Genomic DNA, 16,809 nt, shown 5'->3' with positions numbered 1-16,809 from the left:
TGAATTTTTATTGAAATCTCTATAATTTAGCTTTTTTTAAATAATTAATTTTATTAAATGTAAGTTTTATGATTTGACTTTGTAGTTACTACAGGTTTTATGCTTCTTTCAAATCAAATAGTTAAGGAAATAAAATGAAAGAAGTTTCTCTAGTAAAAAATTATACTCCTAAAGAATATCAGCAGCATGCATCTTGCCCTCATAGTCAAATTTCTAAAAATAAAATGGTATTAGGCATCAGTTTTGCAATTATTACCTTTTATATGGTTGTTGAATTTCTAGGGGGATATTGGTTTAACAGCCTTACTTTGATGGCTGATGCTGGGCATATGGCAAATGATAGTTTATCTATTTTTTTAGCATGGATTGGGTTATTTTTAAGTCTAAAATGGCAAAAATGGTTAGCTTTAATCAATGGAATTTCATTAGTTTGGGTCGCTATTTGGATTTTTATTGAGGCTGTAACACGTTGGCAGGCTCCGATAGAAATAGCCGCTTTGCCAATGTTAGGTGTAGCTTTACTAGGGTTTGGGATTAATTTGTTAGTAGCTTTTATAATGCTAAAAAGTAATCGCCATAATTTGAATATTCGTGCAGCATATTTGCATGTTTTAGTAGATTTATTTGGTTCGGTTGTTGCTATTATTGCAGGAATAAGTGCTTGGTGGTTAAATTGGCAGTGGGTTGATGTAGTTGCTAGTGGTATCTTAAGTATTTTTGTATTACAAAGCGGTATTTCTACAGTTTTTCAAGCTATTAAATCCTTATATAGTAGCGATGACAATTCATTGCCGAATGATCATTCTCATTAAAGTAAAAAATTGCTTGAGGAAATAATGAAAATTAATGAATTAAGTAAATCTACACATACTAATATTGAAACTATTCGCTACTATGAGAAACAAGGAGTATTACCTCCACCTAAGCGATTGGCTAATGGTTATCGATTTTATGATGAAGAGAGTATAGAGCAATTAAACTTTATTAAAAAATGTCGAATGTTGGGCTTCTCTTTAGAGAATATTCGGGAACTCAATCGTATTAGATTTAGTACGAAAGATCATTATCAAGCAGATCAATTAGTACTTAATCAACTTATTCAAGTAGAAAATAAAATATTTCAATTATTAGAAATTAAAGCTTTTTTACAATCTATTGTTACCGAAAGTGAACATAATGAAGAGGAATGTAAAGCAATAGAAGGATTGAAAAGCGAATGCAATTTGTAAAAGAAAGAAGGTAGATTAAAAATACTCAGAAATTTGACCGCACTTTAGAAGAAAAAATGCCGTCTAAATTTTGATATTCAGGCGGCATTTTATTTTTCTAATTATTATTTAGATAAATCAATTTGATATACAGCAAATCCAACTTCATCTGTACCCACTTGTTTCATTGAATACTGTGCTTTTTCTTTGATGAATTGAGCGGCTTGTTCGCTTGGTGAGGTTTCAAAACGGACATCTAATTTATCGTTACCTGTGATAGGCACAAAACGCCAGTTTTTATCCGCACTAGGGTTTACAGAACCTTCTTTTTCACTAGTTACTTTAATGTAATCAGCTAAAATTTGACGGTTTTCATCTGGTGATGCGTAAACAATATGTTGATCGCCAGTGCCTGGGAATTTATTACCGTAAGCACGATAGTTATTGGTTGCAATTAAAAATTCTGCTTTTGGATCAACTGGTTTGCCTTGATAGGTGAGGTTCACTACACGATGTGATTCTGGGTTAATTAATTTACATTCGCCATCATAACGAGCAGGTTTAGTTAGATCGTATTCATAATTAACACCATCAATCACATCAAAGTTATAAGTGCGGAAACCTTCCCAGTCTATTAATGATTGTGTTTTATCACTTGTAGGGTCAATTTGTTTAAACATACCAGCACTACATTCTAACCATTCTTTTAATTGTTCGCCTGTTACTTTAACCACCACTAATGTATTTGGATAGAGATATAAGTCTGCCGCATTACGGAAAGTTAATTCACCTTTATTTACTTCGGTATAGCCTGTAGGGTCATTTTTACGACCACCTGCTTTAAATGGTGCGCCCGCACTTAAAATAGGTAAGCCAGCCATTGCTGCAACACTTGGTGCAACTTTTTCTACATACGCTTTTTGTGCTTGGTTCACGATTTGGATGGTTGGATCATCTTGTACTAATGCAAGATAGCTGTACATATTATCTGTTGCTTTACCAATAGGCTGAGAAACAAATTTACGTGTCGCTTCGTGAACTGGTTTTAAAAGTGCGGTAATTTCTGGGTCATTTTCTGCAAGCGCTTTTTTATTTTCTGCATCATAGATTGGACGAAGAACCGCTTTTCCAGAGGTAACAATCCATTTGCCTTTGTGTTCTGTTAATCCTAAATCTACCACACTGATATTATTTGCCCAGTAACCAGCCATACTTTCCGGTACACCTTTTACTGTACCATTTACGATGTCTGCATTTGGTGATTTCGCAAATTCTTTATTTGGGAATAAACGGTGTGAGTGACCAAAAATGACGGCGTCAATGTGTGGTACATTAGCTAGATAGAATGCTGAGTTTTCAGCACCTTCTTGATAAGGTTCATCAGATGGACCTGTGTGAGCTAATGCAACGACAATATCAGCCCCTTTTTTCTTCATTTCAGGTACATATTTTTGTGCTGTTTTTACAATATCACGGGTTTCAACTTTACCTTGAAGGTTCGCTTTATCCCAAACCATAATTTGCGGTGGCACAAAACCGATGTAACCAATTTTTAATTTATGTGTTTTACCTTGATTATCAACAACTGATTTTTCTTGAATGACATAAGGTGTGAAATAAGGTTCTTCAGTTCCGACTTTTACTACGTTCGCATTTACAATTGGGAATTTAGCTTGTTTGATACAGTCAGCTAAATAATCTAAACCATAGTTAAACTCGTGGTTACCTAAAGTTCCTACTTCATAGTGCATAGCATTTAAGCAATCAACCGCAGGGTTAGATTTGCCCTCTTTATAGCCTTGTGCAGCTTGATAATCAGCAATAGGGTTACCTTGAATTAAATCCCCGTTATCAACCAATACGCTATTTTTTACTTCAGCACGTGCTTGACGAATAAGGCTTGCTGCACGAGTAAAACCGAATTTCTCGGTTGGTGCGTCTTTGTAATAATCAAAGTCTGTTAAGAAACTATGAACGTCAGTAGTAGCAACAATACGTAAATCTACATCATGTTTATCTTTTGCTGTCGCAAAACGGCTTGCACTTAATGCAAGAATACTGCTTGCACCGATTTGAATAAAATGACGTCTATTAATCATTGAGTTTTCCTTATAAGGTGGGTAGATATTGCCTTTATTCTAAGAAAAATAGCGGATTCTTAAAAGAAAGGAGTAAAAATATTTTTATTTAATTAAGCTAATAATCTTTGTACTAAAGAAGTATAAATATTAACTCCAGTAAGCAATTGATTTTCATCGAAATCAAATTCAGCTTCATGATGACCTGCTGTGCGGTCTGCACCAAGAATAAAGTAAATGGCTTTACCCCCGTGTTCTTGTACACGTCTACCTAAAATAGTCGCATCTTCACTTGCATTGAAAGCATAATCTGAATTTACGTTATTTATTTGTGGTTGTTCAAGAGATATTTCTTCGATGAGTTTTATAAGTTCAATATCATTATTCATATCCACTGCTTCACCTACAATTTCAGTTTCATATGCGACATCAAAACTTATGGAGATACCTTTGGCTATTTGCATGACTTGTTCAGTCATGTATTCATTAATTGCTTTATTTTCTCCCCTAACTTCTAATTGTAATTCAGCAGAAGATGGAATGACGTTTCGTCCTTCACCCGCTTTTAGCACACCTACATTAATTCTTGTCATGCCTTCACCATGGCGTGCAATACCATGAAGTTGAGTGACTGTATGCGCTGCAGCTAATAAGGCATTACGACCTAAATGGGGCGCAGCACCTGCGTGTGCAGGTTTACCTTTATAGCGAATATCAATTTTTGTGGTGGAAAGAAAATTTCTTGGATTAGCAATAACTGTGCCTGTATTCGCGCAAAAACTAATGTGTGAAGAAGCAAAATAATCTGCATCATCAATTATGCCACTTTGTGCAATGGCTGCTGCACCACGAACACCTTCTTCTGCTGGTTGGAATACAATTTTTATTTTTCCAGTGAGTTTATCTTTGTTCTGAGCGATCCATAATGCAACGCCTAAACCTATTGTAATATGTGAATCATGTCCACAAGCATGCATAAATCCATCGTTAATTGAGGCAAAACCTTCTTTATTTGGAATATGCTCTAGTGAGCGAGTTTCCGTTACATTCACACAGTCTATGTCAAAACGTAATGCAATAGTTTTTCCTGGTTTGCCTGAATCAAATAATGCCACACAACCAGTGTACCCTTCCATTTTTTTGAGCCATTTTTCATTCGCTCCATAGGCTTTTGCATTAGCTAAACCTTTATCTACTACAGCTTGTTTTCGTCCACGAACAAAGTCCGGATTTATAATTTGTTTGCCAAGAAAAATTTCAAAACAACCTAAGTCTTCCAAGTAATCCGCAATGCGAGAAGTTGTCCAAAATTCACTCCAACCAATTTCTGGAAAACGATGAAATTCACGACGCCATTTAACAAGTTGATTTAAATCTAAGTTCATTTTTTCTTCCTCTAAAAGTCTATAAAAACAGACCGCACTTAAATAAAGTGCGGTCAATTTTTTACTATTTTTACAACATAAATAATGCTAAGAATAAAACAGCAAGTATCATGCCTGGTGCGGTACGTTTTACCATTTCTACTGGGCTTACCATCGCAAGGCCTGAACAAACAATGGTTACGCCTGCAATTGGTGAAGCTGTACGACCGATTGCACCTGCAATGGCTGCTGCCATACCAAGATTCACGTGAGTGTAACCGAGTTCTACAGCATGTGGTGTGACAGCACTATTAAAGGCAATCGCTGCAGCATCGCCAGAGCCTGTAAATTGGCCCCAGCACTCCAACCAAAATAAGGCGTACCGTTATTTACTTTTTCACGAATGATATCAATCAAATTGTGTTCATAAAGCTGTTTTAACAAACAAAATGTATTCCCGCCGCCAATAGCGATGACATCTGCTTGTTCAATAATATCTCGATGCTGTTTACCATGATGAACGGAAACAATATTCATCCCTAAATCAGAAAGTGCATTTTGCACAGTTTTTTCATATTCATCAAAAGTGCGGCGTACCCCAGCATAAGGCACAAAAGCAATAGTTTTACCACGATAATCAGCCAAGAAATTTTGTAACCAAGGTATGGTGTGTTCAAGATAACCTGTGTTCTTGTATTTTGAGCTACTGAGCAGTAACATGTTTTTCATATTTATAATCCTTTTTAGGGATGAAAAGTTATTGCTATTATGTCGAAGCTAAAAACAAAATCCAGCATAAAAGCTGGATTTTTATAAAGGTAATTCAGTTGTTGATTTAACCGTTTTTAGTGTTACTTCTGATTTTAAGGTTTTAATACCAAGCCTAGAATTAAGATAGGTGGTTTTAATGTGGTTAAATTCTTCTAAATCTGATACACAAAGTTTCAGAAGAAAATCGAAAGTTCCTGCCATAAAATGACATTCGATGATCTGTGGGATTAATTTTACTTCAAAAATAAACCGCTCTTTTAATTCTGGATCTTCTTCAAAGAAAGAACCTAATGCATAAACGATAAGATTACAATTTACTTTCTTGGGATTCAATAAGGCAACATAACTATCAATTACGCCGCTTTCTTCCAGTTGATTTACTCGGCGTAAGCAAGCTGAATTTGAAAGCCCTATTTCGTTGGCAAGTTCATTATTTTGTAATCGACCATTGCGTTGCAATGCTTTAAGAATACGGGTATCAATATTATCAAAGCGTTTTTTAAGCATAGTAAATCCTTTTTATGCTAACAAAAAAGATAACTTAGTATAAAAGAAACCGCCTAGAAAAACTGTGATCTAGGCGGCAATTTGACTAATTAAACGCTATATAAGGATACTTGTACTACCAGTAAAATAGATCCGATTAGTAATAAGCATCCAATCATCGGCATCACGAATTTAACCCATCTATCAAATGGAATATGCAACATTTGGAGTGTCACCAATACTAATCCTGTTGGAGCTAAGAATAGCATTGCATATTGTCCCCAGTTATAAGCGGAAACCACGATATCACGTGGAATACCCACTGAGTCAGCAAGTGGTGCCATAATTGGCATTGAAAGTACGGCTAAGCCTGAAGAAGACGGCACTATTAAACCTAGGAAAATAAATACGACTAATTGACCTAAGATAAATATGCTACCCGGCATACCGCTAACCACATTAGACATATAATCGAGGATAGTATCAGAAATCATACCTTGTTCGAGCACTAAGTTTACGCCACGAGCAAGACCAATGATTAAGGACACGCCTACTAATTCTGATGCACCTTCAGTGAAGGATTCCACGATATCTTTTTCAGACAAGCCACTGATAAACATAATGATGATAGTAATGGCAAGGAAAGATGCAGCCATTTGAGGGAACCACCATCCGCCCACCATTACACCCCAAATCATAATAGGGAATGCAATACAGAAAAGCGTTAAGATTAATTTGCGACGAACTGAGAATGCGATAGTTGCATTTGGATCAAAGTTTTTCATATAACGTTGGCGAAATTCTTCGCGATCGTCGTAAGTGAAAGAAAAACTTGGGTCAGCTTTGATTTTTTTACAGTACCAATAAAGATATGCGATTACGCAAGTTGCGCCTAAAGCTAAACCTAGAGCACGGAAACCAATACCTTCAGTAAATTGAATACCAGCTGCATTTGATGCGATAACAACGGAGAATGGGTTAATTGTAGAGAATGCAGTTCCCATAGATGAAGCAAGGAATATTGCCCCTACGCAGACTATCGCATCATATCCCAGAGCCAAGAATACTGGCACCAGAATCGGATAGAATGCCACTGCTTCTTCTTCAATACCGCATGTTGTTCCGCCTAACACCATTAAGACGGATACGCTGAATACAATAAAAAACTCATTACCTTTAGTTTTCTTTGCGAGAGCCATCAACCCAGCATTAAAAGAACCAGTACGGTTAATGACACCAATCATACCCCCTAATACGAAGATAAAGACCATGACATCAACGGCTTCGATAGTTCCTTCCACCATACTTTTGGTAATGTCTTCAATACCTTTGTGGTGTTGTTCTACACGTTGATAAGTACCAGGAATCGCGATTGGTTTTTTGATCACGCCTTCGGTGAAATTGGAAAGTTTAATTTTGATATTGAGATTATCAAGAGTGTCAGTTGTGGCGGGATAAGTTTTATCATCAACGCCGTAAGCTTTGACGACAAAAACATTATCGGTAGAGTTATATGTTAATTTTGAATATGAACCGGATGGAATAACCCAGGTCAATCCAACAGCGAGAATTAATATTGCAAATAAAATGGTAAACGCTGATGGGAAATTAAACGTTTTCTTCTTTTTGGACGCATCCATAGCGAGCTCCTTATGTTTAACGTTTAAAGTGCGGTTGGTAAAAACATCGGTTAAACCGACCGCACTTTTTACTTTGAGAATGATTTCTCAAAGTTCTTTTATTATTTAAGCATAATAGGATATGCCTTCAGCTTTTTTCGTAATACGAGTACCAGCTTTTCCTTTCACAATGTCCACAATATCAGATAAAGAGCCTATTACTGCATCTTTTCCTGTTTGTTTCGCAAAGTTGATTGCGGCTTGTACTTTCGGCCCCATGGAACCTGCAGCGAAACCAAGTTCTGAAATGGCTTCTGGTGATGCGACAGAAATTGCTTTTTGAGTTGGTTTACCCCAATCTACGAAAGTTGCGGAAACGTCAGTTGCAATGATAAATAAATCCGCATCAAGATTTTCTGCAAGTAAAGCTGAACATAAATCTTTGTCGATAACGGCTTCAACACCTTGTAAATTATGGTTTTCATCATAATAGGTCGGGATACCGCCGCCACCCGCACAAATTACGATACTGCCTTTTTCAAGCAACCATTTGACTGGACGGATTTCAAAAATACGTTTTGGCAATGGACTTGGCACAACGCGACGATATTTATCACCATCTTGTGCAATAGACCAATTTTTTTCTTTTGCCAAACGTTCAGCTTCTTCTTTTGTATAAACAGGGCCAATTGGTTTAGTTGGATTTTTAAAAGCTGGGTCGTTGATATCAACTTCTACTTGAGATAATAAAGTTGCAAATGGCACTTCAAATGGAACTAAATTACCGAGTTCTTGTTGAATCATATAACCAATCATTCCTACTGATTCTGCACCTAATACATCTAAAGGATAGGTTGGTACATCAGTATAGGCAGCACCTTGTAGGGCGAGCAAACCCACTTGTGGGCCATTACCGTGCGCAATTACTAATTCATTATTTGGCCAAACCTTAGCAATTTGCTCACAAGCAATGCGAACATTTTGTCGTTGATTTTCGGCTGTCAGCGGCTCTCCGCGTCGTAATAACGCATTACCGCCTAATGCAATAACTATTCTCATACGCTCTCCTTATGCCAAACTTGCTACCATGACTGCTTTAATTGTGTGCATACGGTTTTCTGCTTGTTCAAATGCAATGTTCATTGGAGATTCAAATACGTCTTCAGTCACTTCAATACCATTCGTTAATTCAGGATATTTTTCAGCAATTTGACGGCCAACTTTGGTTTCACTGTTATGGAAGGCTGGTAAGCAGTGCATAAATTTCACTTTTGGATTACCTGTGAGTTTCATTAATTCAGGTGTGACTTGATAAGGAAGTAATAATTTAATGCGTTCGCCCCAAGTTTCTAATGGTTCACCCATTGAAACCCATACATCAGTATGAACAAAATCAACACCTTTCACCGCTTTGTCGATATCTTCAGTTACGGTAATACGAGCGCCACTTTCTTTCGCAAATTTTTCGCACATTTCAACAAGGCTTGCTTCTGGTAATAATGCTTTAGGTCCACAAATCCGCACATCCATACCTAATTTTGCACCAATTAATAAAAGTGAATTACCCATGTTATTGCGAGCATCCCCAATATATACATAGCTAATTTCGCTTAATGGTTTGTCGCAATGTTCAATCATGGTAAGTACGTCGGCAAGCATTTGTGTTGGGTGGAATTCATCGGTTAAACCATTGAATACTGGCACACCAGCATAATCAGCAAGTTCTTGAACGATACTTTGTTTAAAGCCACGATATTCAATGCCATCATACATTCTGCCTAATACGCGTGCGGTATCTTTCATACTTTCTTTGTGGCCAATTTGGGAGGAGTTAGGGTCGATGTAGGTGACTTGTGCGCCTTGGTCATGAGCGGCGACTTCGAATGCACAGCGTGTGCGGGTGGAGGTTTTTTCAAAGATGAGCGCGATATTTTTGCCTTTTAATTTTTGTTGTTCTGTGCCTGCATATTTGGCTCGTTTCAAATCTCTAGAGAGATCTAAGAGATATTTAATTTCTCGTTCTGTGTGATGAACAAGACTAAGTAAATGTCTATTTTTCATATTGAAAGCCATAATAATCTCCTTGTGTTTTGACTATCCATTGGGAATAAACATACATCATTCGATGATACTGCTTGTTGTTCGAACAATTGTATTGTAAGAGAGATAAAATGAAATTTGTTATCGTATTTCAGCTGGTAATGTAAAGATATCGAATTTTATTGCGAGGTTTTTAGTGTTATTAGAATTTATGTTTTTCTAAACTAGAAAATCAATTCATTATTGGTATTAGCTTAATCTAGATCAAACAAGTTCTAATTAATTAAAATTTCCTTTTGTATCTAGTAGAAAAAAGGTTTTATCATTTTTTTTATAAATCTGAGTGATTTTATCGGGTTTATAACGAAACTTTCTATTCTAACAAAAGGACTTAATTATGTACTGTGTACAATGTGAACAAACCATGCGTACTCCGATGGGTAATGGTTGTAGTTACTCTCAAGGAATGTGCGGTAAAACTGCGGAAACTTCTGATTTACAAGATCTTCTTATTGCAACTCTGCAAAGCTTATCAGCTTGGGCTATTCAAGCGAGAGATTTAGCTATTGTCGATAATGAAATTGATGCTTTTACGGCACAGGCATTTTTCTCTACCTTGACTAATGTAAACTTTGATTCTCAACGTATTGTTGAATATGCGCAACAAGCCATAGCTTATCGCGATAATTTAATGAAACGCTGCCGTACACTAAATCCAAGTATTGATATAAACCATCCATTAGCTCATTTACAGCTTGAAGGTGAAACGATTTCTTATTTAACAAAACAAGCTGCAAATTTTGCCCTAAATTCTGACCGCACTTTAATTGGGGAAGAAGTACATGGCGTGCGTATGCTTTGTTTATACGGTTTAAAAGGTGCGGCTGCTTATATGGAACATGCCCATGTTTTAGGTAAATTTGATAATGAGGTATATCGTCAATTCCATGAGTTTATGGCGTGGCTAGGAACGAATCCAAGTGATCTAAATGAATTGTTAGAAAAGGCGCTTGGCATCGGTAATATGAATTTTCAAGTAATGAGTTTATTAGATGCGGGTGAAACAGAAGCATTTGGTCATCCTGTTCCAGCAACGGTAAATGTGAAGCCTGTAGCAGGAAAATGTATTTTAATTTCTGGCCATGATTTAAAAGATTTAAAAGCACTTTTAGAACAAACGGAAGGAACAGGGATAAATATTTACACTCATGGTGAAATGTTGCCCGCGCATGGTTACCCTGAATTGAAAAAATACAACCATTTGGTTGGTAACTATGGAAGTGGTTGGCAAAATCAGCAGAAAGAATTTGCTAAATTCCCTGGTCCTGTAATTATGACTTCTAACTGTATTATTGATCCTAATGTTGGTAATTACGCAGATCGTATTTATACCCGTAGTATTGTGGGCTGGCCTGGTGTAACGCACATTGAAGATCGTGATTTCAGTCAAGTTATCGCAAAAGCACAAGAAATGGCAGGATTCCCTTATGATGAATTAGAACACAAAATTACCGTTGGGTTTGGTCGTCAAACTTTATTAGATGCTTCAGATGCAGTCATTAATCTTGTGGCTGGTGGAAAATTACGTCATGTTTTCTTAGTGGGCGGTTGTGATGGTAGCAAAGGTGAACGTAGCTATTACACTGATTTTGCTCGTCAAGTACCTGAAGATTGTGCGATTTTAACTTTAGGTTGTGGTAAATATCGTTTTAATAAATTGGATTTTGGCGTTATTGATGGGTTACCTCGTTTGTTAGATGTTGGGCAATGTAATGATGCGTATTCTGCGATAATGCTTGCTGTAAATCTTTCACAAAAACTGGGTATTGGCGTTAACGAATTGCCATTAACACTTGTACTTTCTTGGTTTGAGCAAAAAGCTATTGTTATTTTGCTTACCTTATTGGCGTTAGGTGTAAAAAATATCTATACAGGGCCGACTGCACCAGCATTTTTAAATGATAATGTGATGGCATTATTAAATGAAAAATTCGGTTTGCGCGGTTTGACTACGCCTGAACAAGATATGGCAGAAGCTTTAGCTAAATAACATTTCATAGAAAAGTGCGGTCGATTTTTTAATTTGTAGTATTCGTTTTATAAACATTTTAAAAATCCACCGCACTTTTTTCTATCTTCAGAGAGAAAATTCTATGTCAAATAATCAGAATCCGTTGTGTTATAACGAAATGCAGGTACATGCTATTCATCAGGAAACTGATGATGTCTATACAATTGAATTAATAGCACAAGATTTTTACCCCTATGAGCCCGGCCAGTATGCTTTAGTAAGTATTCGTAATACACCAAATATTGTACGAGCTTATACGCTATCATCTACGCCAGGAATGAGCCGTTTTGTTACTTTAACCGTTCGCCGTATTAAAAATGGAGTTGGTTCTAATTGGATTACGTCCGAAATTAAAGAAGGTGATCAAATTTGGCTATCCGATCCAATGGGTAAATTTACCTGTACCCGTATTGTAAGTGATCGATATTTGCTTGTGGCTGGTGGATGTGGCGTTACGCCAATCATGTCTATGACGCGCTGGTTATTAAAAAATAAACCGAGTGTAGATGTGGTTGTATTCTATAGTGTCCATTCGCCTAAAGATGTTATTTTTAAACGAGAATGGGCATTGCTGAAAGAACAATTTCCACAGTTAAAATTATTTATTAATGCTTCTGTTGATGCGGATGATGGCTTTATAGCTGGACGTTTAAATAGTCAAATGTTATCTGACCTTGTATCCAATATAGCTGATTATACGGTGCTGACTTGTGGCCCAGAGAGTTATATGAATGATTTACGTGCGATGACAGAATCCCTTGGTATTCCATCTGAGCGTTTCTTTTTAGAGCAATTTCATTCTTCAGCAGAAAATTGTATGTTAGATAATAGTAAACAAGTGACGCTTTCTATTACTAATCCAGTACCTCAAACTTTTTCTGTACCTGTTGGAAAAACCTTATTAGCTGCTTTGGAAGAACATAAAGCACCGATTATTGCAGCTTGTAGAGAAGGTATTTGTGGTTCTTGTAAAACTTTAGTGGTGAGTGGGGATTATGAAGTGAGTTCAAACGGACCGCTGACAGAAGATGAAATTAAACAAGGTTATGTTTTAGCGTGCTGCTGTCAAATGAAAGGAAATATATCAGTTGATTTAATGCCTTAATTCTTAATAAAGTGCGGTTATTTTTATTACGGTTTTTTATACATTGATCTTAGACAAGGGCAATTTGTATATTTAGTGATATGATAACCGCAAATTATTTTTTGAGGTTTTTATGAATTTACCTTTTCGAGCAATGGTGTCTGATTTAGATGGCACACTTTTAACTCCTGAACATTTAGTCGGTGATCTTACCATTGATACGCTGAGAGTATTAGAACAAAACGGTGTGGATATCATTTTAGCAACGGGGCGTAACCATACCGATGTGTCATCCATTCTTGGAAAAATTGGTGCGGAACGTGCGGTTATGATTACATCAAATGGTGCTCGTGTACGGGATTTACAAGGTAATTTGCTTTATAGCAACAGCTTGCCTGAAGAATTAGTTCTCGAGCTTTACAAAACTCCATTTGATACTTCTAAAGTATGCATGAATAGCTATCAAGATGAAGGTTGGTTTACTAATAAAGATATTCCTGCAATGCGTCAGTTCCACAAAGAATCTGGATTTGATTATAACGTTGTCGATTTCTCTAAACACCATGGACGTGAGACAGAAAAAGTCTTTTTTATTGGTAAAACTCCTGAGGATTTAGTTGAAGTAGAAACTTATTTACGAGATAAGTTTGGTGACGTAACGACAATTGTTTATTCTGCATTAGCTTGTTTGGAAGTAATGAATAAGAATGTTTCAAAAGGGGATGCATTAAAACATTTACTCGAATCACGCGACTATGAGTTAAAAGACTGTATTGCTTTTGGTGATGGAATGAATGATGTAGAAATGCTTTCTTGGTCTGGTAAAGGATGTATCATGCAAGATGCAGATGCTCGTTTAAAAAAAGCTTGTCTAGAGTTAGAAGTTATTGGCTCAAATAAAGAAGAATCAGTCGCTCGTTATTTGCGAACCCAATTTGGATTAGATTATTAATGCAGGCATTATTATTCATAAGTTGTGGTGCAATATTAGGTGCGTCATTGCGTTGGGCTATAGGATTGTTATTTAATCCTTTATTTTCCTCATTTGCTTTTGGAACTTTAATCGCTAATTTGCTTGGTTGCTTAATTATTGGTGTATTACTTGGGCTTTTTTGGCAATTTCCACAAATTAATTCTGAATGGCGGTTATTTTTAATTACCGGTTTTTTAGGATCGCTAACCACATTTTCTTCTTTTTCTTCCGAAGTTGTGGAATTATTTTTTTATGATAAATGGTTAAATGGATTTAGTGTACTGGCTATGCATTTATTCGGATGTTTAGCTATGACAACATTAGGCATTTGGATATATAAAATTTGTTCTCAACTTTTAAATTAATCCCATTCACTTTGGTTTTTCCCAATTAAATCAGCAAATTCATCGCTACGAAATCCGTGTGATAGCATATATTGCCAAATTTTTTGTTTCATTTTAGGCATTTGCTGTTCGTTGTAATTTGGGAATTTTTTACGTAACAAGTTCTCAGCCATTTCATACCAATCAATTTCTGACTCCATTAAAACTTCATCAATAATATCAGAAGACACACCTTTTAATTGGAGTAATTCTTGTCGAATTCTTCCTACACCATAACCTTTTTGTACGCGTGAATTTAGATAATTTTCTGAAAAACGACGATCACTTTGCCAATTTTTTGCCTGGCATAAAGATAATGCATCATCAATTTCTTCTTCCGAAAAGTTCTTTTCCTGCATTTTATTGCGGAGCTCGAATTCACTATATTCTCTGCGAGAAAGAAGATTAACTATGTAATTAAAAGCAAGGGATGACAAGGAATGATTCCTTTATTTTTTATTGAATTGATATAAAGTGCGGTTAAAAATGACCGCACTTTTGGCGTTGATGATTTGATTTATTCAAAATCACTTTCTGATTCTGAACTATTTTCAGATTGTTCAATGTCAGCCATTAAAGCTTGTTCTGGATTAGCCACTAATTCTGCGCGTAAACGTGCTTCTAATTCATCAGCTTTTTCTGGATTTTCATTGAGCCATTTCATTGAGTTAGTTTTACCTTGGCCAATTTTTTCTCCATTATAGGCATACCATGCACCTGATTTCTCTACAAGCTTGTGTTTTACACCAAGTTCTAATAATTCCCCTGCTTTTGAGATACCTTCGCCATAAAGAATTTGGAAATCTACTTGACGGAATGGTGCCGCTAGTTTGTTTTTTACTACTTTTACGCGGGTTTCATTTCCAATAATATTTTCGCCATCTTTTACAGAACCAGTGCGACGGATATCTAAGCGAACAGAAGAATAGAATTTTAATGCATTACCGCCAGTGGTGGTTTCAGGGTTACCAAACATCACACCTATTTTCATTCGGATTTGGTTAATAAATACAACTAAACAGTTTGCATTTTTAATTTGGCCAGTAAGTTTACGCAAAGCTTGTGACATTAAACGAGCCTGTAGCCCCATATGGGAATCACCCATATCCCCTTCAATTTCAGCTTTTGGTGTCAGTGCGGCAACGGAGTCTACAATGATTACATCAATTGCGCCAGATCGAACTAATGCATCACAGATTTCAAGCGCTTGTTCACCATTATCAGGTTGAGAAACAAAAAGTTCTTTTACATCCACCCCAAGTTTTGCTGCATAAATAGGATCAAGGGCGTGTTCTGCATCAATAAATGCACAGGTTTTTCCCGCTTTTTGTGCTTGAGCAATGACGGAAAGAGTCAATGTTGTTTTACCAGATGATTCAGGCCCGAAAATTTCTACAATTCGTCCCATAGGTAAACCACCAATTCCTAGTGCAACATCTAAGCCAAGTGATCCGGTAGAAATAGATTCTACATCCAACGTTTTGGTATCACCTAACTTCATAATTGAGCCTTTACCAAATTGTTTTTCGATTTGTCCTAATGCTGCAGCTAGTGCTTTTTGTTTTTCTTCTTTAGTCGCCATAAGTGAATTCCTGTTTGAATGTTCAAGTTTTTTGTGATTATATCTGTATTGATGTACAGGTCAAGAAAAAAATTCATATTTGGAAAAATATGGGATCTGTATTCCAAAAAAAGCAGATCTAAACCTTAAAATGAGAGGGGGATAAAAGCTTGTTAATTGAATTGTTAGGTTGAATTATATACAAAACATCATAATGGTAAGAAAATTTTTAAATATAGTATATTTATATATAAACCAATTGTTTACATAAAAATAAATTTCAAATTTACATCAGCTTCACAAATCTGAAATTTATTCTTAGTCAGATTAAAAACTTCATGATATAAACCAAATCAGAAGTACTTCTACTGACCATCTTTAAAATTGTTATTCATAGGAGATTTATATGAATATAAAAGACGAGCATATAGATAATGTTTGCTCTATATTAGATCAGTTAGTAGGAAATGTAACCTTTAAAAATCTTTTTACAGGTTACGGTTTGTTTCACAAGGAAGAGACAATGTTTGCCATTTGGCAGAATAAAAAACTTTATCTACGTGGTGAGGATGAACTTGCTATTCAATTAAGTAAATTAGGTTGTGAACCATTTACAACAAATGAGTTGAATAAGAGATTTGTACTTTCTCAATATTACGCACTTTCAGAGCAGGTGATGCGTAATAATATGTTGTGTAGAAAGTTGATTATTCTTTCTATTCAGCAAATTCGCGATCAGAAGTTAGATCGTACTTTAAGAAAGCTAAATAGATTAAAGGATTTACCCAATTTAACAATCAAGCACGAAAGAGCTCTAATAAAAGCTGGCATTGCTGATGTTGCTATGCTAAGAGAAATTGGTGCAGAAAATGCATTGGTGGAATTAAAGAAAAGCGGAAGTGGAGCAACTTTAGATTTTTATTGGAAGTTAGTATGTGCTTTGCAAAATAAAAATAGTCAATTTTTAAGTCAATCGGAAAAAGAGCGTTTATTGAAGAAGTTAAACGAAGTTTTGAGAAAGAATGGTTTAAAAGGTTATAGAAAATTAGATGACGAATAAAATTTGTTCATTTAAATACTTTTTTTACAAAAAGTACTTGCAAGGGTTTTGAAAATCCCTATAATGCACCGCACACAACGACGCACTGTTGTGAAGTATATAAGTTTACAA

The 16,809-nt window shown here is 35.9% G+C and carries 15 protein-coding genes and 2 pseudogenes; 7 read left to right on the top strand and 10 right to left on the bottom strand.

Features of this window, described 5'->3' with window-relative positions; all coding sequences use genetic code 11:
* The first annotated feature begins 134 nt into the window (after positions 1-134).
* Both AAX18_RS06815 and AAX18_RS06810 read left to right on the top strand, forming a co-directional pair.
* Positions 135-812: a cation diffusion facilitator family transporter gene (locus tag AAX18_RS06815; RefSeq protein WP_005657907.1), complete on the top strand. Its 678-nt coding sequence runs from the start codon at positions 135-137 to the stop codon at positions 810-812.
* Positions 813-836: 24 nt separating this feature from the next.
* Positions 837-1,229, top strand: coding sequence for a MerR family transcriptional regulator (locus AAX18_RS06810; RefSeq protein ID WP_046953379.1), 393 nt, complete (start codon positions 837-839; stop codon positions 1,227-1,229).
* Between the two features lie 104 nt (positions 1,230-1,333).
* On the opposite strand, the gene cpdB is transcribed toward AAX18_RS06810, so the two are convergent.
* The 8 genes and pseudogenes from cpdB to AAX18_RS06775 form a co-directional block, all read right to left on the bottom strand.
* A complete protein-coding gene (gene cpdB, locus AAX18_RS06805) occupies positions 1,334-3,307 on the bottom strand; it encodes a 2',3'-cyclic-nucleotide 2'-phosphodiesterase (RefSeq protein ID WP_046953378.1) in 1,974 nt (657 codons plus the stop codon).
* A 92-nt stretch (positions 3,308-3,399) separates the two neighbouring features.
* Positions 3,400-4,671 carry a M20 family metallo-hydrolase gene (locus AAX18_RS06800; protein WP_046953377.1) on the bottom strand — a complete coding sequence of 424 codons (1,272 nt, stop codon included), beginning with the start codon at positions 4,669-4,671 and terminating at the stop codon, positions 3,400-3,402.
* 70 nt (positions 4,672-4,741) lie between these two features.
* Positions 4,742-5,005, bottom strand: a pseudogene (gene dcuC / locus AAX18_RS08770) (C4-dicarboxylate transporter DcuC); the annotation flags it as partial.
* Positions 4,978-5,379, bottom strand: a pseudogene (gene pepE / locus AAX18_RS06795) (dipeptidase PepE); the annotation flags it as partial. The pseudogenes pepE and dcuC, both read right to left, overlap by 28 nt.
* 81 nt (positions 5,380-5,460) lie before the next feature.
* Positions 5,461-5,928 (bottom strand): Lrp/AsnC family transcriptional regulator, encoded by a 468-nt coding sequence (locus AAX18_RS06790; protein WP_046949263.1) that lies wholly within the window; start codon positions 5,926-5,928, stop codon positions 5,461-5,463.
* Positions 5,929-6,017: 89 nt separating this feature from the next.
* Positions 6,018-7,547: a YfcC family protein gene (locus tag AAX18_RS06785; RefSeq protein ID WP_046953376.1), complete on the bottom strand. Its 1,530-nt coding sequence runs from the start codon at positions 7,545-7,547 to the stop codon at positions 6,018-6,020.
* 105 nt (positions 7,548-7,652) lie between these two features.
* Positions 7,653-8,585, bottom strand: coding sequence for a carbamate kinase (gene arcC / locus AAX18_RS06780; protein ID WP_046953375.1), 933 nt, complete (start codon positions 8,583-8,585; stop codon positions 7,653-7,655).
* A gap of 9 nt (positions 8,586-8,594) precedes the next feature.
* The gene (locus AAX18_RS06775) at positions 8,595-9,599 is read right to left on the bottom strand and encodes an ornithine carbamoyltransferase (protein WP_046953374.1); all 1,005 of its coding nucleotides are present in this window, start codon (positions 9,597-9,599) and stop codon (positions 8,595-8,597) included.
* Positions 9,600-9,963: 364 nt separating this feature from the next.
* Here AAX18_RS06775 and hcp point away from each other — a divergent pair, with 364 nt between their 5' ends.
* From hcp to crcB, 4 genes are all read left to right on the top strand, one after another.
* Positions 9,964-11,616 (top strand): hydroxylamine reductase, encoded by a 1,653-nt coding sequence (gene hcp, locus AAX18_RS06770; RefSeq protein WP_046953373.1) that lies wholly within the window; start codon positions 9,964-9,966, stop codon positions 11,614-11,616.
* 103 nt (positions 11,617-11,719) lie between these two features.
* Positions 11,720-12,742, top strand: a complete 1,023-nt coding sequence (gene hcr, locus AAX18_RS06765) for an NADH oxidoreductase (RefSeq protein WP_046953372.1) — start codon at positions 11,720-11,722, stop codon at positions 12,740-12,742.
* Between the two features lie 112 nt (positions 12,743-12,854).
* The gene (locus AAX18_RS06760; RefSeq protein ID WP_046953371.1) at positions 12,855-13,673 is read left to right on the top strand and encodes a Cof-type HAD-IIB family hydrolase; all 819 of its coding nucleotides are present in this window, start codon (positions 12,855-12,857) and stop codon (positions 13,671-13,673) included.
* Positions 13,673-14,059 carry a fluoride efflux transporter CrcB gene (crcB, locus tag AAX18_RS06755; RefSeq protein WP_046953370.1) on the top strand — a complete coding sequence of 129 codons (387 nt, stop codon included), beginning with the start codon at positions 13,673-13,675 and terminating at the stop codon, positions 14,057-14,059. The genes AAX18_RS06760 and crcB overlap by 1 nt, the downstream gene beginning before the upstream one ends.
* Here the strand turns inward: crcB and recX are convergent.
* Both recX and recA read right to left on the bottom strand, forming a co-directional pair.
* Entirely contained in the window at positions 14,056-14,514 is a 459-nt protein-coding gene (recX, locus tag AAX18_RS06750; protein ID WP_046953369.1) for a recombination regulator RecX, read from the bottom strand. The two genes, crcB and recX, sit on opposite strands and share 4 nt — an antisense overlap.
* Positions 14,515-14,594: 80 nt before the next feature.
* Positions 14,595-15,659, bottom strand: coding sequence for a recombinase RecA (gene recA, locus AAX18_RS06745; RefSeq protein WP_005636084.1), 1,065 nt, complete (start codon positions 15,657-15,659; stop codon positions 14,595-14,597).
* A gap of 385 nt (positions 15,660-16,044) precedes the next feature.
* Here recA and tfoX point away from each other — a divergent pair, with 385 nt between their 5' ends.
* Entirely contained in the window at positions 16,045-16,698 is a 654-nt protein-coding gene (gene tfoX / locus AAX18_RS06740) for a DNA transformation protein TfoX (RefSeq protein ID WP_080948131.1), read from the top strand.
* The last annotated feature ends 111 nt before the right edge of the window (positions 16,699-16,809 follow it).

The sequence above is a fragment of the Haemophilus haemolyticus genome, from assembly GCF_001008205.1.
GTDB lineage: Bacteria > Pseudomonadota > Gammaproteobacteria > Enterobacterales > Pasteurellaceae > Haemophilus > Haemophilus haemolyticus_Q.
This window is presented reverse-complemented; position numbering and strand designations above follow the sequence as displayed.

Excerpts from the sequence above, each read along its gene's own strand:
- AAX18_RS06815 (WP_005657907.1), top strand. The coding sequence starts at position 135 with ATGAAAGAAGTTTCTCTAGTAAAAAATTATACTCCTAAAGAATATCAG.
- AAX18_RS06810 (WP_046953379.1), top strand. The coding sequence starts at position 837 with ATGAAAATTAATGAATTAAGTAAATCTACACATACTAATATTGAAACT.
- cpdB (WP_046953378.1), bottom strand. The coding sequence starts at position 3,307 with ATGATTAATAGACGTCATTTTATTCAAATCGGTGCAAGCAGTATTCTT.
- AAX18_RS06800 (WP_046953377.1), bottom strand. The coding sequence starts at position 4,671 with ATGAACTTAGATTTAAATCAACTTGTTAAATGGCGTCGTGAATTTCAT.
- AAX18_RS06790 (WP_046949263.1), bottom strand. The coding sequence starts at position 5,928 with ATGCTTAAAAAACGCTTTGATAATATTGATACCCGTATTCTTAAAGCA.
- AAX18_RS06785 (WP_046953376.1), bottom strand. The coding sequence starts at position 7,547 with ATGGATGCGTCCAAAAAGAAGAAAACGTTTAATTTCCCATCAGCGTTT.
- arcC (WP_046953375.1), bottom strand. The coding sequence starts at position 8,585 with ATGAGAATAGTTATTGCATTAGGCGGTAATGCGTTATTACGACGCGGA.
- AAX18_RS06775 (WP_046953374.1), bottom strand. The coding sequence starts at position 9,599 with ATGGCTTTCAATATGAAAAATAGACATTTACTTAGTCTTGTTCATCAC.
- hcp (WP_046953373.1), top strand. The coding sequence starts at position 9,964 with ATGTACTGTGTACAATGTGAACAAACCATGCGTACTCCGATGGGTAAT.
- hcr (WP_046953372.1), top strand. The coding sequence starts at position 11,720 with ATGTCAAATAATCAGAATCCGTTGTGTTATAACGAAATGCAGGTACAT.
- AAX18_RS06760 (WP_046953371.1), top strand. The coding sequence starts at position 12,855 with ATGAATTTACCTTTTCGAGCAATGGTGTCTGATTTAGATGGCACACTT.
- crcB (WP_046953370.1), top strand. The coding sequence starts at position 13,673 with ATGCAGGCATTATTATTCATAAGTTGTGGTGCAATATTAGGTGCGTCA.
- recA (WP_005636084.1), bottom strand. The coding sequence starts at position 15,659 with ATGGCGACTAAAGAAGAAAAACAAAAAGCACTAGCTGCAGCATTAGGA.
- tfoX (WP_080948131.1), top strand. The coding sequence starts at position 16,045 with ATGAATATAAAAGACGAGCATATAGATAATGTTTGCTCTATATTAGAT.